25 protein-coding genes are annotated in these 21,508 nt (G+C 68.7%); 14 read left to right on the top strand and 11 right to left on the bottom strand.

Features of this window, described 5'->3' with window-relative positions; translation table 11 throughout:
* Window positions 1-23: 23 nt before the first annotated feature.
* On the top strand, window positions 24-1,343 hold the full coding sequence (locus DL990_RS03415; RefSeq protein WP_125781818.1) for an FAD-dependent oxidoreductase: 1,320 nt from the start codon (window positions 24-26) through the stop codon (window positions 1,341-1,343).
* A 53-nt stretch (window positions 1,344-1,396) separates the two neighbouring features.
* Here the strand turns inward: DL990_RS03415 and DL990_RS03410 are convergent, their stop codons facing one another.
* Together DL990_RS03410 and DL990_RS03405 are read right to left on the bottom strand one after the other, a co-directional pair.
* On the bottom strand, window positions 1,397-2,065 hold the full coding sequence (locus DL990_RS03410) for a response regulator transcription factor (RefSeq protein ID WP_125781607.1): 669 nt from the start codon (window positions 2,063-2,065) through the stop codon (window positions 1,397-1,399).
* Window positions 2,005-3,855, bottom strand: a complete 1,851-nt coding sequence (locus DL990_RS03405; protein ID WP_125797835.1) for a sensor histidine kinase — start codon at window positions 3,853-3,855, stop codon at window positions 2,005-2,007. The genes DL990_RS03410 and DL990_RS03405 overlap by 61 nt, the downstream gene beginning before the upstream one ends.
* Window positions 3,856-3,987: 132 nt before the next feature.
* Between DL990_RS03405 and DL990_RS03400 the strand changes: the two genes are divergently transcribed.
* The 3 genes from DL990_RS03400 (at window position 3,988) to DL990_RS03390 (ending at window position 5,951) form a co-directional block, all read left to right on the top strand.
* Window positions 3,988-4,698 (top strand): ABC transporter ATP-binding protein, encoded by a 711-nt coding sequence (locus DL990_RS03400; protein WP_125797834.1) that lies wholly within the window; start codon window positions 3,988-3,990, stop codon window positions 4,696-4,698.
* A gap of 15 nt (window positions 4,699-4,713) precedes the next feature.
* Window positions 4,714-5,448: an ABC transporter permease gene (locus DL990_RS03395; protein WP_125781601.1), complete on the top strand. Its 735-nt coding sequence runs from the start codon at window positions 4,714-4,716 to the stop codon at window positions 5,446-5,448.
* A gap of 110 nt (window positions 5,449-5,558) precedes the next feature.
* Window positions 5,559-5,951: an SCO5389 family protein gene (locus DL990_RS03390; RefSeq protein ID WP_125781599.1), complete on the top strand. Its 393-nt coding sequence runs from the start codon at window positions 5,559-5,561 to the stop codon at window positions 5,949-5,951.
* Between the two features lie 13 nt (window positions 5,952-5,964).
* On the opposite strand, the gene DL990_RS03385 is transcribed toward DL990_RS03390, so the two are convergent.
* Genes DL990_RS03385 through DL990_RS03375 form a run of 3 tightly spaced genes read right to left on the bottom strand, consistent with a single transcriptional unit; the run spans window position 5,965 to window position 8,017 of the window.
* A complete protein-coding gene (locus tag DL990_RS03385; protein ID WP_125797833.1) occupies window positions 5,965-6,966 on the bottom strand; it encodes an LLM class flavin-dependent oxidoreductase in 1,002 nt (333 codons plus the stop codon).
* Window positions 6,939-7,094: a hypothetical protein gene (locus DL990_RS03380; RefSeq protein WP_125781595.1), complete on the bottom strand. Its 156-nt coding sequence runs from the start codon at window positions 7,092-7,094 to the stop codon at window positions 6,939-6,941. Before DL990_RS03380 ends, DL990_RS03385 begins: the two co-directional genes overlap by 28 nt.
* On the bottom strand, window positions 7,094-8,017 hold the full coding sequence (locus DL990_RS03375; protein ID WP_125781593.1) for a class E sortase: 924 nt from the start codon (window positions 8,015-8,017) through the stop codon (window positions 7,094-7,096). The genes DL990_RS03380 and DL990_RS03375 overlap by 1 nt, the downstream gene beginning before the upstream one ends.
* Window positions 8,018-8,407: 390 nt before the next feature.
* On the opposite strand from DL990_RS03375, the gene crgA reads away from it, so the two are divergent.
* Window positions 8,408-8,674, top strand: coding sequence for a cell division protein CrgA (gene crgA, locus DL990_RS03370; protein ID WP_101613637.1), 267 nt, complete (start codon window positions 8,408-8,410; stop codon window positions 8,672-8,674).
* A gap of 118 nt (window positions 8,675-8,792) precedes the next feature.
* Complete coding sequence (locus DL990_RS03365) at window positions 8,793-9,170, top strand: PH domain-containing protein (protein ID WP_125781591.1); 378 nt, start codon at window positions 8,793-8,795, stop codon at window positions 9,168-9,170.
* A 205-nt stretch (window positions 9,171-9,375) separates the two neighbouring features.
* Here the strand turns inward: DL990_RS03365 and DL990_RS03355 are convergent, their stop codons facing one another.
* Both DL990_RS03355 and DL990_RS03350 read right to left on the bottom strand, forming a co-directional pair.
* On the bottom strand, window positions 9,376-10,338 hold the full coding sequence (locus tag DL990_RS03355) for a rhomboid family intramembrane serine protease (protein WP_125781589.1): 963 nt from the start codon (window positions 10,336-10,338) through the stop codon (window positions 9,376-9,378).
* A gap of 52 nt (window positions 10,339-10,390) precedes the next feature.
* Window positions 10,391-10,951, bottom strand: coding sequence for a peptidylprolyl isomerase (locus DL990_RS03350; RefSeq protein ID WP_199746195.1), 561 nt, complete (start codon window positions 10,949-10,951; stop codon window positions 10,391-10,393).
* 89 nt (window positions 10,952-11,040) lie between these two features.
* On the opposite strand from DL990_RS03350, the gene DL990_RS03345 reads away from it, so the two are divergent.
* Window positions 11,041-11,757: a hypothetical protein gene (locus DL990_RS03345; RefSeq protein ID WP_125797832.1), complete on the top strand. Its 717-nt coding sequence runs from the start codon at window positions 11,041-11,043 to the stop codon at window positions 11,755-11,757.
* A 282-nt stretch (window positions 11,758-12,039) separates the two neighbouring features.
* On the opposite strand, the gene DL990_RS03340 is transcribed toward DL990_RS03345, so the two are convergent.
* Together DL990_RS03340 and DL990_RS03335 are read right to left on the bottom strand one after the other, a co-directional pair.
* A complete protein-coding gene (locus DL990_RS03340; RefSeq protein WP_125781586.1) occupies window positions 12,040-12,492 on the bottom strand; it encodes a hypothetical protein in 453 nt (150 codons plus the stop codon).
* Between the two features lie 167 nt (window positions 12,493-12,659).
* The gene (locus DL990_RS03335) at window positions 12,660-13,184 is read right to left on the bottom strand and encodes a DUF2020 domain-containing protein (RefSeq protein WP_125781584.1); all 525 of its coding nucleotides are present in this window, start codon (window positions 13,182-13,184) and stop codon (window positions 12,660-12,662) included.
* Between the two features lie 76 nt (window positions 13,185-13,260).
* Here DL990_RS03335 and DL990_RS03330 point away from each other — a divergent pair, with 76 nt between their 5' ends.
* The 3 genes from DL990_RS03330 (at window position 13,261) to DL990_RS03320 (ending at window position 16,035) form a co-directional block, all read left to right on the top strand.
* Window positions 13,261-14,022: a hypothetical protein gene (locus DL990_RS03330; protein ID WP_233620372.1), complete on the top strand. Its 762-nt coding sequence runs from the start codon at window positions 13,261-13,263 to the stop codon at window positions 14,020-14,022.
* Entirely contained in the window at window positions 14,022-14,663 is a 642-nt protein-coding gene (locus DL990_RS03325; RefSeq protein ID WP_125781582.1) for a pyridoxal 5'-phosphate synthase, read from the top strand. Before DL990_RS03330 ends, DL990_RS03325 begins: the two co-directional genes overlap by 1 nt.
* 94 nt (window positions 14,664-14,757) lie before the next feature.
* The gene (locus DL990_RS03320) at window positions 14,758-16,035 is read left to right on the top strand and encodes a M14 family metallopeptidase (RefSeq protein ID WP_125797831.1); all 1,278 of its coding nucleotides are present in this window, start codon (window positions 14,758-14,760) and stop codon (window positions 16,033-16,035) included.
* A gap of 6 nt (window positions 16,036-16,041) precedes the next feature.
* Here the strand turns inward: DL990_RS03320 and DL990_RS03315 are convergent, their stop codons facing one another.
* Window positions 16,042-17,226, bottom strand: a complete 1,185-nt coding sequence (locus DL990_RS03315) for a DNA glycosylase AlkZ-like family protein (protein WP_125797830.1) — start codon at window positions 17,224-17,226, stop codon at window positions 16,042-16,044.
* Window positions 17,227-17,279: 53 nt separating this feature from the next.
* Between DL990_RS03315 and DL990_RS03310 the strand changes: the two genes are divergently transcribed.
* The 4 genes from DL990_RS03310 to DL990_RS03295 are packed head-to-tail and all read left to right on the top strand — an operon-like array spanning window position 17,280 to window position 20,952.
* Window positions 17,280-18,131: an ADP-ribosylglycohydrolase family protein gene (locus DL990_RS03310; protein ID WP_125797829.1), complete on the top strand. Its 852-nt coding sequence runs from the start codon at window positions 17,280-17,282 to the stop codon at window positions 18,129-18,131.
* A gap of 60 nt (window positions 18,132-18,191) precedes the next feature.
* Window positions 18,192-19,256 carry a sensor histidine kinase gene (locus DL990_RS03305; protein ID WP_125797828.1) on the top strand — a complete coding sequence of 355 codons (1,065 nt, stop codon included), beginning with the start codon at window positions 18,192-18,194 and terminating at the stop codon, window positions 19,254-19,256.
* Window positions 19,247-19,918: a response regulator transcription factor gene (locus tag DL990_RS03300; RefSeq protein WP_125781572.1), complete on the top strand. Its 672-nt coding sequence runs from the start codon at window positions 19,247-19,249 to the stop codon at window positions 19,916-19,918. Before DL990_RS03305 ends, DL990_RS03300 begins: the two co-directional genes overlap by 10 nt.
* Window positions 19,919-19,977: 59 nt before the next feature.
* Window positions 19,978-20,952 (top strand): alpha/beta fold hydrolase, encoded by a 975-nt coding sequence (locus DL990_RS03295; protein WP_125781570.1) that lies wholly within the window; start codon window positions 19,978-19,980, stop codon window positions 20,950-20,952.
* Between the two features lie 9 nt (window positions 20,953-20,961).
* Here the strand turns inward: DL990_RS03295 and DL990_RS03290 are convergent, their stop codons facing one another.
* Window positions 20,962-21,468, bottom strand: coding sequence for a YbaB/EbfC family nucleoid-associated protein (locus DL990_RS03290; RefSeq protein ID WP_233620371.1), 507 nt, complete (start codon window positions 21,466-21,468; stop codon window positions 20,962-20,964).
* Between the last annotated feature and the right edge of the window lie 40 nt (window positions 21,469-21,508).

The following is a 21,508-nucleotide window of genomic DNA, read 5'->3' as shown; positions in this document are numbered from 1 at the left end:
GCCGTTCTCTTCGTGTAGCCATCGTGGGTGCCGGTCCGGCCGGCATCTACGCCGCCGACATCCTCGACAAGTCCGACGCTGACGTGACGATCGACCTGTTCGAGCGCATGCCGGCGCCGTTCGGGCTGATCCGATACGGCGTCGCGCCCGACCACCCCCGGATCAAGGGCATCGTCACCGCCCTGCACAAGGTCCTCGACAAGCCGAACATCCGCCTGCTGGGCAACGTCGACTACGGAACCGACCTCAAACTCGACGACCTCCGCCAGTTCTACGACGCGGTGATCTTCTCGACCGGCGCCATGGCCGACCGCGCGCTGGACATCCCCGGGATCGACCTCGACGGCAGCTACGGCGCCGCGGACTTCGTTTCCTGGTACGACGGGCACCCGGACGTGCCACGCACCTGGCCGCTGAACGCGACGTCGGTCGCCGTCCTCGGCGTCGGGAACGTGGCGCTCGACGTGGCGCGGATCCTCGCGAAGACCGCGGACGAGCTGCTCAGCACCGACATCCCGGACAACGTCTACCAGGGCCTGAAGGCCAGCCCGGTCACCGACGTGCACGTGTTCGGCCGCCGTGGCCCGGCGCAGGCGAAGTTCACGCCGCTGGAGCTGCGCGAGCTGGACCACTCGCCGAACGTCGAGGTCATCGTCCACCCCGAGGACATCGAGTTCGACGAGGGCAGCATCGCCGCGCTGCGGGCGTCGAAGCAGATCGACATGGTCGTGAAGACGCTGCAGGAGTGGGCGATCCGCGATCAGGGTGACCGGCCGAAGCGGCTGCACCTGCACTTCCTGCACTCGCCCTGCGAGATCGTCGGCGAGGACGGCCGGGTCACCGGCCTCCGTACCGAACGCACCGAACTGACCGGCGACGGCAACGTGCGCGGCACCGGCGAGTTCCACGACTGGGACGTCCAGGCCGTCTACCGCGCGGTGGGTTACCTGTCGTCGCATCTGCCGGAGATCCCGTTCGACCACACCACCGGGACCGTGCCGAACCAGGCGGGCCGGGTGCTGGACATCGACGAGGACCAGGTGCCGGGCGTCTACGTGACCGGCTGGATCAAACGCGGCCCGGTCGGCCTCATCGGTCACACCAAGGGCGACGCGGCCGAGACGATCGCGAGCCTGCTGGCCGACGCCGACGCCTTGGCGGCCCCGGCCATCGAAGACCCCGACGCGATCCTCGGTTTCCTGACCGAACGCGGCGTTCCCTTCACCACTTGGGAAGGCTGGGGCAAGCTCGACGCCCACGAGAAGGCCCTCGGCGTCCCGCACGGCCGGGAACGCGTGAAGGTCGTGGAGCGCGACGAGATGACCCGCATCTCAAGGGACTGAAAACTGCGCGTGAAGGCCCCCCTTCCCTCGGCTGAGTCGAGGGAAGGGGGCCTTCACGCGCTTTGGTCAGGAGCGCCCAGGTAGGCCAAGACCGCGAGCACGCGGCGGTTCGTGTCGTCCGAAGCGACGATGCCGAGTTTCGCGAAGATGTTCGCGGTGTGCTTCCCCACCGCCCCTTCGCTGAAGTGCAGCCGTCCGGCGATGGCGGCGTTGGAACAGCCTTCGGCCATCAGGCCGAGCACCTCGCGTTCGCGTGGGGTCAACGCCACGAGTGGGTCGGATGCGTTGCCGGCCACCAGTTTCGCGATCACCTCGGGGTCCATCGCGGTCCCGCCGCCCGCCACTCGCCGCACCGCGTCGATGAACTGGTCCGCGTTGAAGACCCGGTCCTTCAACAGATAGCCGATCGCGCCGGCGCCGTCGGCCAGCAGTTCCCGGGCGTAGAGCTGCTCGACATGTTGTGACAGCACCAGAATCGGCAGTCCAGGGATGTCGCGCCGCACCGCCAGCGAGACCTGGAGGCCCTCGTCGGTGAGCGTCGGCGGCATCCGGACGTCGACGACCGAAACGTCCGGCCGGTGCGTGCGCAGCGCGTGCTCCAGTTCCGGCCCGGTCCCGACCGCCTCGACGACGTCGAAACCGTGAGCGGTCAGCAAATGCGTCAAGCCGTCTCGGAGGAGGTACTGGTCCTCGGCGACGACGCATCGGGGTCGAGCTGGCACGGGATCTCCACGGTCGCCTTCGTCGGCCCGCCGGGCGGGCTGGTCAGGGCAAAAGTACCGTCGAACGCGCCCAGCCTGCGTTCGATCCCACGGATCCCGCTTCCACGGGCCGCGTTCGCGCCGCCCTTGCCGTCGTCGGTCACCTCGATCCGCAGCAGACCGTCTTCGTAGCCCAGTTCGATCGACACTCGCCGCGCCTCGCCGTGTTTCGCTGCGTTGCCAAGCAACTCGCTGACCGCGAAGTACGCGCACGCCTCGGCGGGCTGCTCCAGCCGGGGCAGGACGCCGTTCACCGAAGCCCGCATCGGACTGTCCAGCGCCATTGCCCGCACCGCGTCACCGAGACCCCGCTCGGACAACACCGGCGGGTGAATCCCGCGCACCAGCAGCCGCAACTCGGTCAACGTCTCGGACGACGTCTGCCGGAGCTCGGCGGCCAGCCGTTTCGCCGCGGCCGGATCGCTGTCGATCAGCGCTTCGACCGCGCCCAGCTTCATCCCCAGCGCGACCAGCCGCGACTGGACCCCGTCGTGCAGGTCCCGCTCGATGCGCCGGAGCTCGGCGGCCTGCGCGACCGACGCGTCGGTCCGTGTCTGCTTCAGCCGTTCGACGCGCTGCGCCAGCCGCGAAGCCTCTGTCGGCCCCAGCAGCAGCTTCGCGAAGCGCGCTCCTTGACGGGCGAGCCACGGCGTCGCGATCAGCCCGGCGACGAAGGCCGCCACCGCGACGGGAGTCAGCGCGAGCGCTTGCCCGTGCGTGGTCGCCTCGGGCAATCCGACCATCGAGAACCAGTTCGTGGTCGACCACGAGGTGCCCGTCCACTGGCCGATCGGCCGCCAGGCCCACAGCGCCAGCACGCCCCAGAAGCCGAAGAACACCAGCGCCGCCGTCGGCACCACCATCAGCAGCAGCACCACGGAGTTGACCACCGCGGCCGCCAGGTCGCGCCAAGTCGCGCGGTCGGATATCGCCCAGCGGAAGCGCGCCAGCCGCGCCGGCCACCACGGCGTGTCGTACAGCTGCCGTCCGTGCTGGTACATCCCGTCCGCCCGCGGGACGGGGAACGGCGGCTCCGGCAGGTACGGGCGGTCGATCCGCACGCCGGTCCAGTTTTTGGCCTCGCGGCGCAGGGTGTCGGTCACCGTACGACCGGCGACGACCATCGTCGGGAACAGCGGCGACGGCCAGATCAGGGCGAACAGCGTCGGGAACGCCATCCCGAGCTGTGCGGCCGAAAGCGCGAACAGGCCCAGCTGGAACCCCAGCGCCTTCAACCTGCTCTTGACCCAGCCGTCCCGGTCGCGGGCCGGGCGGGGTCCGAGCCACCAGCGCGTCCACTTCCCGTACAGCCGGAGCGCGCGCGGCCCGGCCACCAGGACCGCGGGCACGAGCAGCAGGCCCGCGAGCGGATTCCACAGCTGCCAGCCGAGATCGCGGCCGGTCGCCGGATCGTCGGAAATCCACTCGAACCGTTTGGTCCACCGGATGAACCAGGACCGCTTGAACAGGCTGTTCCCTTCGCGGTACCAGCCGTCGCGCTCGCGTTCCGGCTCCGGCGGCGCCGGCCGATAGGGCGGCTCGACCTCGATCCCGCACCAGCGCCCGGACAGTCGCCGGGTGAGAGCGGCGCGCGGACGCGTCCCTTCGAGCGCCAGTGTGTAGGCGAAGACCAGGCCGACGCAGAGCAGGCAGAAACCCACCAGTTCGAGCAGCAGGTCCAGCCAGCTCACCAGCGCCAAGGCCGCGAGCACGAAGCCACGGCGCATTGAAGTGAGGTGGGTGCGGATCATGCGACGAAGTCTTCCCCACCACCCCGGCAGGCACAGTGACCGCAGGCCCCCGATCAGGGTGGGTCCAGCACCACCCCGGTTGTGGGTTCAGCACCATTCTGGCCAAGTCCCTTGCGCCATAACGTTTTTCGCATGCCACTCATCGAAGTCACCAACCTCCGCAAGACGTACGGGGAGCGCGTCGCGGTCGACGACGTTTCGTTCCACGTGGAACAGGGCGAGATCTTCGGGATCCTCGGGACCAACGGTGCGGGCAAGACCACCACCGTCGAATGTCTCCAGGGACTGCGCTCGCCGGACTCCGGCACCATGTCGGTCCTCGGCCTCGACCCCGGCAAGGACCGCGGCGCCCTCAGGCAGCGCGTCGGCTCGCAGCTTCAAGAGAGCAGCCTTCCGGACAAGATCAAGGTCCATGAGGCGCTCGACCTCTACGCGTCCTTCTACGCGAACCCCGCCGACACCGGCGACCTGCTCGCGAAACTCGGTCTCACCGAGCAGCGGAACCAGTACTTCGGCAAGCTTTCCGGCGGGCAGAAGCAGCGCGTTTCGATCGCGCTCGCGCTGGTCGGCCGCCCCGAGGTCGCCGTCCTCGACGAGCTGACCACCGGTCTGGACCCGCATGCCCGCCGCGACACCTGGAAGCTCGTCGAGACCGTACGCGACACCGGCGTCACCGTCCTTCTCGTCACGCACTTCATGGACGAGGCCGAGCGCCTTTGCGACCGCCTCGCGATCTTCGACGCCGGGCGCGTGGTCGCCACCGGCACCCCCGGCGAACTCCGTGACCGCGCCGGTAAATCCACTTTGGACGAAGCCTTCGTGACCCTGACCGGCCGCGACTGATCGAGGAGACGAAAAATGAACACCCTCGCCAAGATCACTCTCACCGAAACGAAACTCGCCCTCCGCACGCCAGGCTTCGTCATCGGCGGGCTCGTCCTGCCGACGGCCATCACGGCCGTGCTCGGGGTGATCCCCGGCATTCGCGCGGAGAGCGGAACAACGTCGGGCATGCGCTTCCTCGACGCCTGGGTGCCGTCGATGATCGTGCTCACCATGGCCATGATGGGCCTGCAGGCGATCCCCGGCATCATCGCGTCGTACCGCGAACAGGGCATCCTCCGCCGCTACGCCACCACGCCGGTACACCCGGTCCAGCTGCTGGTGGCGCAGCTGATCATCAACGTCACCGTGACGATCGGCGGGGTCGGCATCCTCCTGGTGACGGCCGGCGTCGTCTTCGACGTTCCCAGCCCACGTCACCCGCTCGGCTTCCTGCTGACGTTCGTCCTCGGCACGATCGCGATCTTCGGCCTCGGCCTGATCGCCGCGGCGGTCGCCAAGACCAGCCGCGCCGCGGGAGGGATCGCGTTGATCGCCTACATCCCGGTCATGTTCCTCGGGGGCGTCTGGCTGCCGCGTCCGTTGCTTCCGGAGGCGATCCGGGACATCGGCGCGTACATCCCGCCGGGCGTCAAAGCCCTCGAAGACGCCTGGACCGGCACGGGCGCCCAGCCGCTGCAGCTCGCCGTTCTGGCGGCTTTCGCGGTGGGCAGTTGTGTCGTGGCGGCGAAGCTCTTTCGCTGGGAGTGACGACGGCTTCCGCCAAAGTGGTGATGATGATCGTTTTCTCTTGTGGCTTGGCCCGCGGGTGAGTAATCAGGAAGACGGCCCACGTTCACTGTGTCTCTCTCGGAGGTCCGATGTCTCTGGATGTATCGCCCGCGCTGCTGGAGAAGGCCGAGCGCGGGGAGGTCTCCGACGCCGAATTCGTCACCTGTGTCCGGGAATCCCTGCCGTACGCCTGGACCGTGATCACCGGTGTCATCGCGGAGGCCGATGGCGCGGCCGACGGGTTCGCCGACAACGAGACGCCGCCGCCGAGCGAGGCCGAACGCGGGCAGCTGCTGCGGGCGCTGGCCTCGGACTCCATCCGCGGCGGACTGGAACGGCACTTCGGTGTCAAGCTGGCGTTCCAGAACTGCCACCGGGTCGCCGCGTTCAAACCGTCCCAAGTGGACAGTGACCGCTACCGCGCGTTCGTCTCGGTCCGCGGGCAGCTGCTGAACCAGAGCCCGGAACTGCGTGACTGCTGACGCCTGACGCCCATCAGCGCAGCGCGGGCAGCACTTCGGCGCCGATCCGCGCGATGTTCTCGAGTGTTCCCTCCGGCGTACCGGACGCTTCCACCATCATGATCACGTGGGAGACCCCGGTACGCCGGATGCTCGTTCCCAGCCGGTCGACGCAGTACCCCACGCCGCCGATCGGGTGCATCTCGCACAGCTTGTCGGTGTAGGACACCGGATCCTTGTCCAGCCCGCGTTTGCCGTCGAGGTACACGTGTCCGGCGAATCCCTCCTTCAGGGAACCCGGCAACGCGGACCGCACGACGTCCAGCGCGTCGTCCCCGACCTGGCACATCACCGTCGAAATGTGCTCGGCGGGGGAATCCCCGTACGCGGCAAGGGTTTCGATCTTGAGGTCGTCGTCGGCGTGCAGGCCGAGCAACATCGGCAGCCCGCGATCGGCGGCGAGCCGGACCGCTCGCGAGCCGGCGTCCCCGCAGGCCACGACCAGGCGCGGAGCACGCTCGGGCCGCGGCACCATCGGCACCTCACGGAACCTGAAGTGGTCGCCGCCTGCCGAGACGGTCTCCGACGTCATCGCCGCGAGCAACAGGTCGAGACTCTCTTCGAACCCCGTTTCGTAGCGGGACGCGCCGGTGCCGAAGACCTCGAGGTCCTGCCACGGCCCGCCCCTGCCGACGCCGATCCGCAGCCGTCCGCCGGAAACCGCGTCGAGCAGCGACCACTGTTCGGCGAGCGCCACCGGATGCGCGATCGACAGCACGCTCACCGCGGTGCCGAGCGCGATCCGCTCGGTGCGGCCGAGGACGTGCGCGGCGAGGGTGATGGCGGACGGGCAGACGCCGTACGGCATGAAGTGGTGCTCGGCGAACCACACGTCGTCGAACCCGGCCCGCTCGGCGGCGATGGCGGCGTCGACCGACCGGCGCAGGACATCGGCGTCCTCCTGCCCGGGAAACCGCCCGGAGACGAGGAAGACGCCGAACCGCGCGGCTACTGGACGCTCACTTCGTTGAACCACAGCCTCGGTTCCAGCCAGGGGAAGACGACGAACATCAGCAGCGCCACGACCCCGAGAGCCAGTACGACCGCCGTCGCGAGCTTCACCGCGAAGGGGCCCGGCAGCTTGCGCCAGATCCAGCCGTACATCAGCGCGCCTCCGAGATCTTGGGCAGGAGTTCGGCGTAGGAGCCGACCTGGTTCTTCGGCACCTGCTGGGCCAGCACCGCGTGGATGATGAGCCGTTCCTTCGCCGAGAACTTCGGGTGACAGGTCGTCAGCGTGAGCAGCGAGACCTGCTCGGCCTTCGGCAGGATCTCCGGGTCCTTGTACGGCACCGGGTTCACCGTTTCGCCCTTGCTCGGGAACACGATGCGGCGGCCGTTGGTCTCGCCGTAGGCGCCGCCGTCGACGGCGTTCGGGTCACGCAGCGTCCCGACGTTCTTGCACTTCGGGTCGGCGCCCTTGCCCGCGGCCCAGCCCTCGACCTCGTCCTTGTAGGGCAGCACCTTGTAGATGTAGAAGTCGGTCTGCGTCTCGATGATGATCTGGTCGCACGAGCTGAGGTTGTCCAGGTCGTTGAACGGCGCGCCCTTGCCGACCCGGTGGCCGGCGATGGCGAAGTTGCCCGGCTCGCCAGGTAGCGCCGTGCCCTTGTAGTGGCCGGGGCCGACTTCTAGCGCGGCCTCGGTGGTGCCTTCCTGGATGGTGAAGTTGAAGTCGGCGCCGAACACCGGGATGTGGATTCTGGCGAACGCCTTCCCGTCGACGAGGTCGGGGTGCAGCTGCCGGTCCTTCGACCAGTCGCCGTCCAGCTCCGAACTCGCCTCGGACTGCTTGCCCGCGGAGAACAGGTCGGTCACGTAGACCTCGTAGACCATGAACAGCAGCACCACGAGACCGGCGGTGATGAGCAGTTCGCCCACGGACCGGATGGCGACGCCGCCCTTGCCCAGCTCGCGCGGCGGACGTTCCTCGGTCGCGGTGCCACCGCCGACCGGCTCGAACATGACGGTCTCTTCGGTCGATCCCGGCGGCGGCGCGGGGCGACGACGCGGTGGCGGCCCGTCCATCCGGCGGCGCGGCGGCGGACCTTCCGGCGGCCTCCGGCGCGGCGTGGGCGCCTCTCCAGGGGCGCGTCCCTCGTCCGGCCTACGCCGAGGGGCCTGGCCGCCTCCACCGGGGGGTCGTGGGGAGTACCGCCGTCGGTCCCCGCCCGGCTCTTCCCGCTCAGCCACGCAAGCTCCTCAGTCTCGAACCAAGCCGCAGTGTCGAACCAGCACATGTCGAACCAGCACAGTGTCGAACCGTGTGTGACACCATTGTCACAGTGCGGGAAATCGACCGGTCCCGGACGGTGCCCAGCGGCGCTCGTTTACGTTAACGTGTGCACGTGGCGCTGGTTGCGCACCCGAAAGCGGGTCATCGCCACCAGGGAAGCCGAACAGTACGCGAGGAACACGATGCCGAAGTCCAAGGTCCGTAAGAAGACGGCGTACACCCCGCCGACCGACCGCCGCACGCCGGTGAAGGTCAAGGCCGCGGGCCCGTCGAACCTGTTCTACAAGATCGTGATGTTCGGTCTCATGCTGGTCGGCCTGATGTGGCTGGTCGTCAACTACATCGCGGGCGACAAGATCCCCTTCATGGCAGATCTGGGCAACACGAACTTCGCCATCGGCTTCGTGCTGATGATCGCCGGGTTGCTCATGACGATGCGGTGGCGGTGAGCATTACCCCGGATGGCGGCTTGACGCCTAATTACACCGGTGTGACTCATCCCCAGTGTGGATAACCCCTGTGGATAACTACCCCACCTCGTGGGCGCCGCAGCGGAATGTTGTGGTAGTGGCCTGGGTGATCACCCTGTCGCTGCTGGCAGGAGCGCTGTGGCTGGCCATCGACGGCGACGTCGGCGGCACCGTGCTGACAGGGCTGGCCATGCTCTCCACTGGCGCGCTCGCACTCCACGGCACCCTGATCCGTCCCCGGCTGGCGGCCGGTCCCGGCGGAATCCTGGCCAGGACCGCCGGCGGCACGCACCGCTACTCTTGGACCGAAGCCCGGCTCCGGCTGCGCACGACGCGACGACTCGGCCGGGACAGCCTGACCCTCGAGGTCGAATCCGGCGAACACCTGCTGGTGTTCGGCCGGATCGACCTCGGCGAGGACCCCAGGGACGTCCTGGACGTCCTCACCGCCCTCAAGGGTCAGGCGTTGTCGTAGTAGTGGACGTCGCCGTTCGGGCCGGGTGACCAGCCCGGAACGGCCGGTCCCGCCGCGGGCGGCGCGTACTCCCCGAAGATCTCGTACGGCGAGGCCGGCGAGCAGATCGGGTTGATCTTGACGACGCACGTCCGCAGCGAACCGCTGAACTCGCCTTGACGTGCCGCGGCCGCTGGGCTTCCACCACTCGGTGGAAGCGCGCCTGCTACCGGTAGCAGAGGTACGCGGTCTGGCCCTGGAACGAGGTGAGCTGGCAGTACGCGGCGGACACCGTCTGCGCGTCCTTCCAGACGATGAGCCCGACCATCGCCACCACGACGATCGCCATGCCGCCGATCTGCCAGCGCAGCCTGTTCTTCTCCGGGGCGTACAGCAGGGCGAACGTCGCCAGCAGGCCGGCGGCGAAACCACCCGCGTGGGCGAGGACCGAGATACCCGGCACCTGGAAGGTGATGAAGATGTTCAGCCCGAGGATGACCAGGAGCCAGGTCGGGTTGAGCCTGAGTTTGATGACGATGACCGTGTACGCGCCGATGAGCCCGAAGATCGCGCCGGAGGCACCGACCACCGGGACGGCGTCGAGGTCCGTGAAGACCAGGTTCGCGGCCGAGCCGCCGAGCATCGACACGAAGTAGAGCGCGGTGAACGGCACGCGCCCGAGCGCGGTCTCCAGCGGGCGGCCCACGAACCACAACGAGAAGGCATTGCTCGCGATGTGCAGCAGGCCGTACTGCAGGAAGCCCGAGGTGAAGACGCGCCACCACTCGTTGTTCGCGAGCGTCGGCGGGTTCGCCAGCTCACCGAGCTGGAAGAGCGCGGAGAAGTTGTTGTCCGAGATGCTGCCGGACTGGGCGACGGTGATGAAGAAGATGATGACGTTGAGCGCCAGGAGCACCGGCGTGACGACAGCCGTGCGGACCGGCTGGGCGCCGGCGAGGGTGGTCGCGCCGTAGCCCGCGTCGCGGTACTGCTTCTGCTGGACGCGGTCCTGCTGGCGGCCTGCCTGGATGCAGTCGGTGCAGTGGAAGCCGACGGCGGCTTCGCGCAGGCAATCCGGGCAGGCCGGACGCTCGCAGCGTGAACAGCTCAGCCCGGTCGGCCGGTTCGGATGCCACCAGCAGCCGGGCATGGCGGCCTGCTGGTACTGGGGATTCGGTGGTTGGCTCACGATGCCACCAACCTACCGAAATCCCCCGTATCAGGCCGTGTGATCAGTGTGGTCAGCCTTCGCGGCTGATGCTGACCTTCTCGATGACGATGTCGTTCAGCGGCTTGTCGGCGGGACCGGTCGCCGTGCGGCCGATCGCGTCGACGACGTCGCGGGAAGCCTGGTCCGCGACCTCGCCGAAGATGGTGTGCTTGAAGTTCAGGTGCGTCGTCGGCGCGACGGTGATGAAGAACTGCGAACCGTTGGTGCCGGGTCCGGCGTTGGCCATGGCCAGCAGGTACGGCTTGGAGAACTGGAGCTCCGGGTGGAACTCGTCGCCGAACTTGTAGCCGGGGCCGCCGCGGCCGGTGCCGGTCGGGTCGCCGCCCTGGAGCATGAAGCCGTCGATGACGCGGTGGAAGATCGACCCGTCGTAGAACGGGCCCGAGTTCGCGCCCTGCGCGTTGGGCTGGGTGTACTCCTTGCTGCCCTCGGCGAGCCCGACGAAGTTCGCGACCGTTTTCGGCGCGTGGTCGGGGAACAGGTTCAGGTTGATGTCACCCTGGTTGGTGTGCAGAGTGGCCTTCAGCGCGCCACCAATGAGGGATCCCTTGCTTTCAGTCACGAGCTTCATCGTGCCATCTGCGGCAAGATCTGGGGAAAAGGGGCACGATAGGTTACAAGCAACGAAGCAGAATCAAAACGATTGATGAGGTGAAGGCCATGACCCGGGCCGCAGATTCGGTGAGCGAGTCGGCGAAGGCCGGCGCGCTCGGCCTGCGCAAACGTGCCGTCGAGGCGGGTAAGGAAGCCACCGCCCACGCCGTAGAGGTAGCCGAGCAGAAGCTCTCCGAGAGCGCCGGTGAGATCGCTAAGACCAGCCGTCGCGCGCGCAAGAAGCTCGCGAAGAAGACGGAACTGACCCGCAAGGAGCTCAAGCGGAGCTCGAAGGCGGCTCGCAAGGAGGCGCTGGCCAGGATTTCCGAGATGCGGAAGCCGGGCCGCAAGGCACGCAAGGCCGCCATCCAGGCCGCGAAGTCCGCCGGTGAGTCCAAGCGCCGGGGGAAGAAGGACTTCAAGGCGGCGAAGAAGGACTTCAGGGCCGCGCTCGTCGAGGCGAAGTCCGCCGCCAAGGGGACGCGCAAGCGTCGCCGCTGGCCGTGGGTGATCGGTATCGCGGTCGTCGGTGCCGGTGCCGCCTACGCCCTGCGTTCCAAGCAGGAGCCGCCGGTCGCGCCCGCGCCGCCGAAGGCTCCGCCTGCTCCTCCCGCTCCGCCCGCGAAGCCGGCCGCTCCGGCCGCGGCTGCTCCGAAGCCTCCGACCCCCGCGAAGCCCGCCGCTTCCGGTCCGGCTCCGGTGAAGCCCGCGGCTCCGAAGCCCGGCACCCCTAAGAACGGGCACCAGGCTCCGAGCACCAGCTCCGCCGACAAGAAGAACTGACGCCTCACACTCGTCTTTCTGCTTGTCACGAAGGGCCGTCCAGCGACCCCCAAGGTCACTGGACGGCCCTCTCACGTCCCGGTGCCGAAGATCAACGCACCCAACAACAGCACCGGCGGACCTGTCTCGCCGAAAGCGCGCCAGCGCGACGGCGAGACTTCACCAGTCGCGCGCCCTCTTTCGGGCCGAAGGCCCACGTAAACGCGATGAAGGGGCGCCTCCCCGCCCACGTGAGTGGGAAGCGGGTCGACGCCCCTTCGGCGCTTTTACGTCAGCGCGCGATTAAACAGCAGCAGCGTGCTTGTCGATCAGCTGGCCGAGGCGGGGAAGGGCCTCCTCGACGTTCTTCTTGCCGTTCGGGCGCAGCTTGCCGTAGACCTTCTTGATGCTGTCGCGGCTGCTCTTGTCGGCGCGCGCGTCGGTGACCGACAGGAGCGCGTCCGAGGCCTCGTCGCCACGGGTGACCAGGTAGGCGCCGAAGTCGTTGCCACCCTTGGCCTTGTAGTCGCCGTAGAACGGCTCGAGGGCACCGGTGAAGTCGTCGAGCAGAGCATCGACGGCCGAGGGGATGATGCCCGGCTTGATCTTCTTGACGGCCGCGAAACCGGTCTTCACGACGGCACCGGAAACGCCGCCCTTGTCCGAAACCTCAGCGTCGACGAGACCTTCGAAGTCGCTCACGACCGCCGGGCGACGGCTGGAGTCGAGCAAGATTTCCTTGAGGGTGTCAGCCACGAAACCTGTCCTTTTGTCTTATGGGGAGAAATGATCTTTTGTGCCGCCGAGCCACACCGCAAGGCGGCCTCCGCCGGATCCGGCGTTGCGCTGGTCCCGCGAACCGTCGCGCGTGCGGCACAGGGTAGTACAAGATCAACTTCACTCTGACGTGTGGATACCACTACCTAGAGCTGCAGCTCACCGATAGCCTCCTTCGCCACCGTACGTGCCTTGATGCTCTGCTTCTGGTTGGTGGTCACGACTACCGCGTTCCCGGCCTTCGAAACGGCGTAAACGGCGCCTTCTCCGGTCGGTTGGTAGCCGCCCTTCCAGCCCGCCGGTTCGTCGGCGGGGTTGGAGGTGTCGATGGGTGCCGCCTGGTCCACGAGTGCCTTGGCCACCGCGGGTTCTCCGACGTACACGCGCACCGTGAGCTGCAGTTTCCCGCTGAGCGCGTAGAAGAAACAGGTCGGATGCGGCTGATCCGCCGAGGTTTTGACCTTGGAGACCTTCTGCCCGTTGGCCTCCGAGACGAACTCGGTGCCCAGGTACGGGCAGGGACCTTTGCCGGTGGGTTCCGGGGCGGGCGGGATGCTGGGCGCCGCGGTGGTCGACGGCGCCGGCGAGCTCGCCGCGGACGGCGGCTGTTCCGTCGGCCCGCAGGCCGCCAGGAGCGGCACGGCGAGCGGCAAGATCAGAAGACGTCGCATAGTGGCGTCCAGTGAAGCAGATCGGATCGCCGCGCCGGTGCGACCATCCGCCCTGTTCGTGCGACGATGGCGCAGCGTGAGGAATCTTCGGGAGGCATCGGTGCTCACCAAGGAGCAGTATCTGGGTGCGGTGGCAGAGCGTATCCAGCGCAGCGGGGGCAGGCTGAACACCGTCCAGATCGGTCCGAGCACTGCCGTAGTCGGCCTGTTCACCGAATCCGTGATGATGTCGACGATGAACTACTGCGTGGTCGCCGCGGCGATCCCGGAGGTGACCGCGCCCGCGTTGTACGACTTCACCGGGCTGGCGACGCAGCACGCGCGTGCGAACGTGATGGGCACGGTCGGCTGGACGGCCGCTTCGGTGGTGATCGCCGGTCTGATCGGTGACCGCGTGTATCCGGACGCCGCGCAGGCCGCGTCGGCGAAGTCCGGGAACCAGTTCGGCGGCGAGACGCGCATGGTGGCCGTCGATATTTCGGCGGCGCAGATGTACGCGTTCGTCGGCGGGAAGCTGTGGGGTGCGGCGGTACAGGGTTCGGTGAACGCGAAGCTGACTTTCTGTTTCCCGCAGCCCGGCGAGGTTTATCAGCAGGTGCAGTGGGCGCAGTCGCAGGGCCAGCAGCCGCCGATGCCGCCGGGTCCGCCGATGCCGCCGGGTCCGCCGATGCCGCCGCCGGGTCAGCAGCCGCCGCCCGGCTGGCAGCCCCAGCAGCCTCCGCCGCCGCAGTACCCGGTCGGGCCGCCGCCCGCGCAGGGTCCGCCGCCGGGGCAGCATCCGCCGCACTATCCGCCGCCCGCGCCCGGTTATCCGCCGCAGCGTCCGCCGGGGTACTGATGAACCGCACGCTGCGCGGCTGGCCGTCGTTCCCCGAAGAACTGCCGGAGTTCGACATCGAGGCCACACCGTCGACCCCGCGCGAGCTTTTCCTGGCGTGGCTCAACGAAGCGGGAGAGCACGTCCTCGCGCCCCACGCCGTCACTCTGTCCACAGTGGACGCCGATGGCGTGCCGGACGCGCGGGTCGTGATCCTCAAGGACGTCGACGGGGACACCTGGGCGGTCGCGACGAGTTCCGAAAGCCCGAAAGGTGTTCAGCTGGCGAAGAATCCGTTCGCCGCGCTGACCTTCTTCTGGCCGGGGCGAGGCCGTCAGGTCCGCCTGCGCGGCCCGGTCTCGCTCGCCGATCCCGAGGTGTCCGCGGCCGATTTCACCGCCCGGCCGCCGGCGTCCCGGGTGGAGGCGTTCATCGGCAGGCAGTCACAGGTGCTCGAAGATCCGGCCGATCTCGACCGCGCGGCCGCGGAAGCGGAGCGGTGGGTCGAGGAGAATCCCGGCGTGGCACCGGAAACCTGGACCCGGTATCTGGTGACGCCGTCCGAAGTGGAGTTCTGGCAGGCAAGCCACGACCGGCGGCACCGGCGGCTCCGCTACCGCCGCGAGAACGGGACCTGGCACAAAGACCGCCTCTGGCCGTAAACGGTAACTGGGAACGACGATCGTCGGGTTGTCGTGGATGATTCACTTCGGCGACGGTGAACGCCACCTTGTCCCCAGATCGTTCGGAGGCGAAATGTCCACACGCCGTCGCATCGGGGGCGCCTTGGCCGCCACAGGGCTCGCCCTGCTGGCCGTCACGACGCCCGTCGCGAGCGCCCAGACCGGCGACCCGGCGAGAGGGCTGTACTCGGTGGAGGGCGCGTCCACCCCCGACAAACGCACCGAGGTCGCCCGCACCGGTGTCGACGTCGCGGGCTCGCGCGGCGGCGCGCTGACCGTCGTCGCCACGCCCGATCAGGCCGCGAGCCTGCGCGCGAACGGCTTCGGCCTGAAGCCGCTCGGCGACTTCGACAGCATGCTCAAGCAGCGGAGCGGCCGGGCGGGCACCGCGGCCGTCGCGGGCGACTTCCCGCCGGGCGACGAGGCGTACCACACCTACGCCGAAACGACCGCGGAGCTGCAGAAGGCCGCGAAGGACCACGGAGACATCGCGACGCTGTCCAGCGTCGGCAAGTCCTACGAGGGCCGCGAGCTGAACCTGCTGAAGATCAGCGACAACGCGGGCACGGACGAGAACGAGCCCGAAGTGCTGTTCACCTGCAACCAGCACGCGCGCGAACACCTCACCACCGAGATGTGCCTGCGGATCGTGCAGCGGTTCACCAGCGGCTACGCGTCCGACCCCGCCATCAAGAAGATGGTCGACGAGCACGAGATCTACGTGATCCCGAACGTCAACCCGGACGGCTCCGAATACGACATCACCGGCGGCGAGTACCAGGGCTGGCGCAAGACGCGCAAACCCGTGCCGGGCAGCAGCGCGGTCGGCACCGACCCGAACCGCAACTGGGACTACAAGTGGAACTGCTGCGGCGGGTCGAGCAACAGCCCGTCCGCCGAGGACTACCACGGTCCGTCGGCGTTCTCCGAGCCGGAGACCAAGGCCGTCGCGGAGTTCATGAACTCCCGCGTGGTCGGTGGCGCGCAGCAGATCAAGACGCACATCGACTTCCACACCTTCTCGGAACTGGTGCTCTGGCCGTACGGCTACACCAAGGCCGACACCGACACGGGCCTGAGCGAGGAAGAAGCGAAGCGCTTCGCCGACGTCGGCAAGAAGATGGCCGCCACCAACGGTTACACGCCGGAGCAGTCCAGCGATCTGTACGTCACCGACGGCGACGTCAACGACTGGGCGTGGGGCAAGCACAAGATCCTCAGCTACACCTTCGAGATGTACCCGAAGGACGGCGGGATCGACGGCTTCTACCCGCCCGCTTCGGTGATCCCGGAGCAGACGGCCCGCAACGACAAGGCCGTCGACATCCTGATCGCCGAGGCGGGAGCCTGACCCCGCTCAGTTCCTGAGATCGGCCACTCGCGACGCCCGGCTCTTCGGCGAATCCAAGCTGAAGCTCCGGGCGTCGCCCAGTCGGTCACGGACGAACTCTTCGGTCTCCGCGACCGTCTGGCGCAGCGCGGCGTCCTCGTCGCCGAAGAACCGGTGGACGATCTTGTTCGTCTCGGTGTCGAACTCCCACAAACCGGCGATACGACCCCGGTCGACGATGACGTGACTGGGCGGATCCGCCTGTCCGCCCAGCGTCTCCCCCGCACGACCACCGGGCACCGGCCGTCCGGCGTCGGCGTCGTCGAGCAGCCGCGACATCTCACGGTGCAGCAGATGGATGCCGTCGATGCCGGCGAGCAGCGCGTACGACGGCTCGGACGGCACGGTGAACGCGGCGAACTCGTCGGCGATTTCCTTGGGCATCAAGAGCTCGGTGCCGTCGAGCGACACGAGTTCCAGCTGTTCCGCGATCTTCTTCGCACTGGCCGCGGTAAAGCCGGAGAACCAGCGGAAATGCTTGAGTGACGCCGGGGCCGCCCACGAGAAGTACCGCCTGGCCAGTTCGGTCCGCGCGGTGTCCATATCGGACAGCCCGCCGCGCGGCGACGGCGTCCAGCGGACGTAACCGTAGCGCTGCTGGTCCAGCCGTCCGTTGACCGGCACCCGGCGGATGTCGCCGCGGGCCTGGAGCAGGCCGAGCGCGAGCGGCAAGGTCGTGGTGGTGCCGCGTTTACGGCCGGCTTCCCCGAGGTTGCGCACCGCCGATCCGGCGGCTTCCTTGATCGCGGCCGGGCCGAGCGGTTCGGCGGACGCGTCGAGCAGGTCGGCGACGGTGACGCACAACTGCTCGATCTCGGCCTGCGTGACGCCGAGGTACTTCTCCGCGGCCGCGAGCTCACCGGCGGGCGCCCCGGCGCCGACGGTCAGCCCGAGTTCGAAATCCGCCGACGGCAGGACGTAGGCGCAGCCCCGCGCCGACGGCAGTTCGTGGATGGCGAGCCGGGCGACGTCCGCGTCGACCGTCTCGCGATCGAGACGGGCCCTGGCGAACAGCCCGAGATAGGGCGCCGAACCACCGACCGAGCGCATCCAGCCGGTCCGCTCCAGCACCTCGGCCGACGGCGTCCCGCGCAGCGAGCCGTCGAGACCTTGTCGATGTGCCCACCACGCGCGCAGCTTGTCGGTCGCCATGACTCCACGGTATGGGTATCAGGCGGCAGCCCGCAGCCTGGCACGATGACCGGATGCTGGTCGAACTGGCCATCGGCGACGCGTACGGAGGCTCCTTCGAGCACGCATACCCGAGCTTCGTCGCCGAGCACAACACGCTGGCCGGTTACGTGCCGCATCCCGGCCAACTCGGGGTCCCCGCGGGCCGCTACACCGACGACACGCAGATGACGATCGCGATCGCCGAAGTGCTCGTGTCGGGACGGCGATGGACGCCGCTGCTGCTCGCCGAGCACTTCGTGCGGGTGTATCACCGCGATCCGCACGACGGCTACGCGCCGCGTTTCCATCAGCTGCTCAGCGAGGTCCGGGACGGCGAAGAGCTGCTACGACGGCTCCACCCGCAAAGCGACAAGAGCGGGGCGGCCATGCGCGCCGGGCCGATCGGGCTCCTGCCGACCGTCGACGACGTCCTCTACCACGCGAAACTGCAGGCCAGGATCACGCACGACACCCCGGCCGGGATCGCCGCGGCGCAGGCCGCCGCGCTGGCGGTGCACTACTGCCATCACCGGCTGGGCCCACTGGCCGAGGTCGCACGGTGGATCGAGAGCGTCCTGCCCGCCGACGTCGGCCATGGCGGCTGGGCGCGACCGTGGCCGGGCAAGGTCGGGCCGCGGGGCTGGATGAGCGTCCGTGCCGCGCTGACCGTGCTCGCGACCGGCCGGAGCCTGAGCGAAATGCTCCAGCGCTCGGTCGCGTTCACCGGCGACGTCGACACCGTCGCGACGATCGCGCTGGCAGCCGCGTCGCGTTCGCCCGAGGTGGCGCGGGATCTGCCGCCGGTGCTGTGGCGCGATCTGGAGAACGGCGAGTACGGCCGCGACTACCTGGCGAGGCTCGACGAACGGTTGCTGCACATCTGACGTAGGCGGGATCCACGGAACGCGGACGTGCCCCTGGCCCGATTTCGGCAGACTGGGCCGGTGAAGTGGCTGTTCAGAAGCGGAATCGTCGTTGCTTGGCTCGCGGTGAGCGCGTTGCTCGTCGTCGGCACCGCGAACCTCGAGCCGGATCACGGAGAACGCCCGGTCGACACGTTCGGGTTCGCCGTCGTCGCGCTCGCTTGTCTCGCACTCGTCGTCGCTTGGCGGCTGCCGGTGGCGGCGGCGGGCACGGAAGCGTTTGCGCTCCTGCTCTACCTGGGGTTCGGCTATCCCGACGGTCCGGTGTTGTTCGTGGGTCTCGTACCGTTGTTCGCGCTCGGAACCCTTCGCCCGCGACGGCTCGCGTACGCCTTCGCGGGCGGTATGGCGGCGGTTGTCGTTGGCGCGAATGTGGCCACCGGCGGGGCGGGCGTCCTCGATCTGGTCTTCGTCGGCTGGGCAGGCGTAGCGGTCTTCGCGGCCGACGCGCTTCGAGGACGTCGTGAGCGGACCGCGGCCGCCGAGCGGGCGGAACGCGATCGCGTCCTCGGCGAGCGGCTGGACATCGCGCGGGATCTGCACGACAGTGTCGGCCACGCGATGGCGGTGATCAACGTCCAGTCGGGCATGGCCGCGCACGTGCTCGACGATCACCCGGAAGTGGCGAAGGAAGCGCTCGAAGTCGTCCGCGCGGTCAGCGGCACGATCCTGGACGAACTGAACGCGATGGTGCGGCTGCTGCGTGACGACTCCACCCCGCTTCGGCCGGCACCGGGGGTAGCGGACATACCGGCGTTGGTCGCGTCGACGAACCAGGCGGGCCTGGCGGTCACGCTGGACCTCGACGCTCCCGGCATCGGGCAGCCGGTCGGCGGCGCGGTGTACCGGATCGTCCAGGAATCGCTCACGAACGCCGCGAAACACGGCACGTCGGCCGCCGAGGTGACGGTGCGAGCCGACCGGAGTGGCCTGCGGCTCGACGTGGTCAACGAGGCCCGCACTCCTGGTCCGGATGTCCCCGGGGCCGGGATCAGGGGAATGGGTGAACGTGCCAGGGCGACCGGCGGCACACTGAGCACGTGCCGTGAGGGCGGGAGGTTCCGGGTGAGCGCGCGATGGCCGTGATCAGGGTGGTGCTCGCCGACGACCAGCTTTTGGTGCGGTCCGGGTTCGCGGCGTTGCTCCGGGCGGAAACCGGGATCACCGTGGTGGGGGAAGCGGACGACGGCGAGGCGGCGGTGGCCGTCGTCGCGGAAACCGTGCCGGACGTGGTGCTGATGGATATCCGGATGCCGGGGATGGACGGCCTGGAGGCCACCCGCCGGATCATGGCGGACGAACGGCTTTCCGGCGTCCGTGTCCTCATGCTGACGACGTTCGACCTCGACGAATACGTCTTCGACGCGCTACGCGCCGGAGCGAGCGGTTTCCTGCTCAAACACACCAGGCCCGTCGACCTGATCCAGGCGGTCCGCGTCGTGGCGGCGGGAGACGCGCTCCTTTCCCCGAGTGTGACCAAGCGGCTGATCGCGGAATTCACCGCGCGTCCGTCGAGGCCGATGCCCCGTCTCGGCGGCTCCGCGTTCACCGAACGGGAGCACGAGGTCGTCCTTCGCGTCGCGCAAGGAATGTCGAACGAGGAGATCGCCGCCGAGTTCGTCATCAGCGCGGCGACGGTACGGACCCACGTCAGCCGGGCGATGACCAAGGTCCATGCCCGCGACCGGGCGCAGCTCGTGGTGTTCGCGTACCAGACCGGCCTCGTCCGCGCCGAACATCAGGCGTAGCCCGCGATCTCCACACTCGACGGACGACGCGACCCGGCCGCGGCCCCGACGCTGGAGCCATGACCTTCACCGCAAGAGCGGCCGTTCTCGCCGCGCTGCTCACCCTTTTCGGGACGACGACGGCGGTCGCCACCGAACGACCATCGACGGCCAGGTGCCAGGAACACCGTTTCCAGGTCCGGGTCGGCACCGAAGACCACACGATCGCGGGCGAACTCTGTGCCCGCGGGAAACTCACCTCGCGCACTCCGGTCCAGGTCCTGCTGCACGGCGGGACCTACGACCGCTCCTACTGGGACTGGCCGTACCAGCCGCGTCGATACTCCTATGTGGACAGTGCGACGCGAGCGGGCTTCGCGACGCTCAACATCGACAGGCTCGGGTACGGCCGCAGCAGCCGCCCGAATCCGGAGACCCTCGACTTCGCCGCCGGCGGAGAGGCCGTCCATCAGGTCGTCCAGCGGTTACGCCGTGGCGCGGTGGGACCTCGCTTCCGGACCATCGTCCTCAACGGACACTCGATGGGAGGCCTCGTCGCCGAACGGGCGGCGGCGCGGGGCGGGATCGACGCCGTGATCGTCAGCGGGATCCCCCGCGATCGGCCCGGCGAGCGGTCCGCGTCCTCGGCTTCACCGTTCTACCCGGCGGAACAGGACCCGAAGTTCGCCGGAAAGCCTTGGGCTCCCGGCTACCTCACGACCCGGCCCGGCACACGCGCCGAAACCTTCCACTACGAAGGGGCCTACGACCCGGCGATCATCCCGGTGGAAGAGGCGCTGAAGGACACGCTCGCCTCCGCGGAACTCCGCGCTGTCGGCCCCGGCTCGATGCGCACCCGAGCCGCGAAGACGCCGACGGCGTACGTGCTGGGCGAGCACGACACCCTGATCTGCGGAACAAATGCCTGCACGGGCCAAGACGCCGACCACGTCGTGCGCGGCAGTGGTCATTCCCTCAACACCGGCCTGGCCGCACAGGGTTTCTATCGATGGACGTTCGCCTGGCTGGCACGTCAGGGGATTCACGGCCGGTAAAGCACCGGATCACCAGGAAGGCCGGTACCGCAGCCCTTGCTCGTAGTACTGGTCGTCGGATTCCGCCGGTTCGGGCTGTTCGTCCTCTGCTGGCCCGGCCGGTTCTTCCGAACGGTCCTTGAGCACCACGTTCTCGGTGACCGCCGGGGTCCGGCGCGGCACCGGCGGCGTGACGGTCTCCCCTGCCTCCTGGAACGAAGGGGTGAACCCGACCCGCCACCGGAGCCTGTCCGTGATGTATCCGGCGTTGCCGATCGGCGCCATCAGCTTCGCACTGCGCTTCGCGGATTCTTGCTGCGCTTCTTGATAAGTCCGCATGACGGCGTCCGCGATCTCAGCGGGCGACATGCGCGACACGGCTTCGGTCACCCTGAGCCGTGTCATCACGCCGTCGGTGTTGACCGAAACGGAGACGGCGCCGTCCGGTGAGGACGCGTCCACCGACAGGGCGGCCAGGGCCTCGAGCATCGCTTGCCGGTCGTTGGCCGGTTTCTTGGGCGCCGGTTTTTCGGCCACGTTCGCTCCTTGGGCGGTGGGGTCTCCCGAGCCGGAGACC

It is taken from the genome of Amycolatopsis sp. WAC 01416, assembly GCF_003947485.1.
Classification (GTDB): Bacteria; Actinomycetota; Actinomycetes; order Mycobacteriales; family Pseudonocardiaceae; genus Amycolatopsis.
This window is presented reverse-complemented; position numbering and strand designations above follow the sequence as displayed.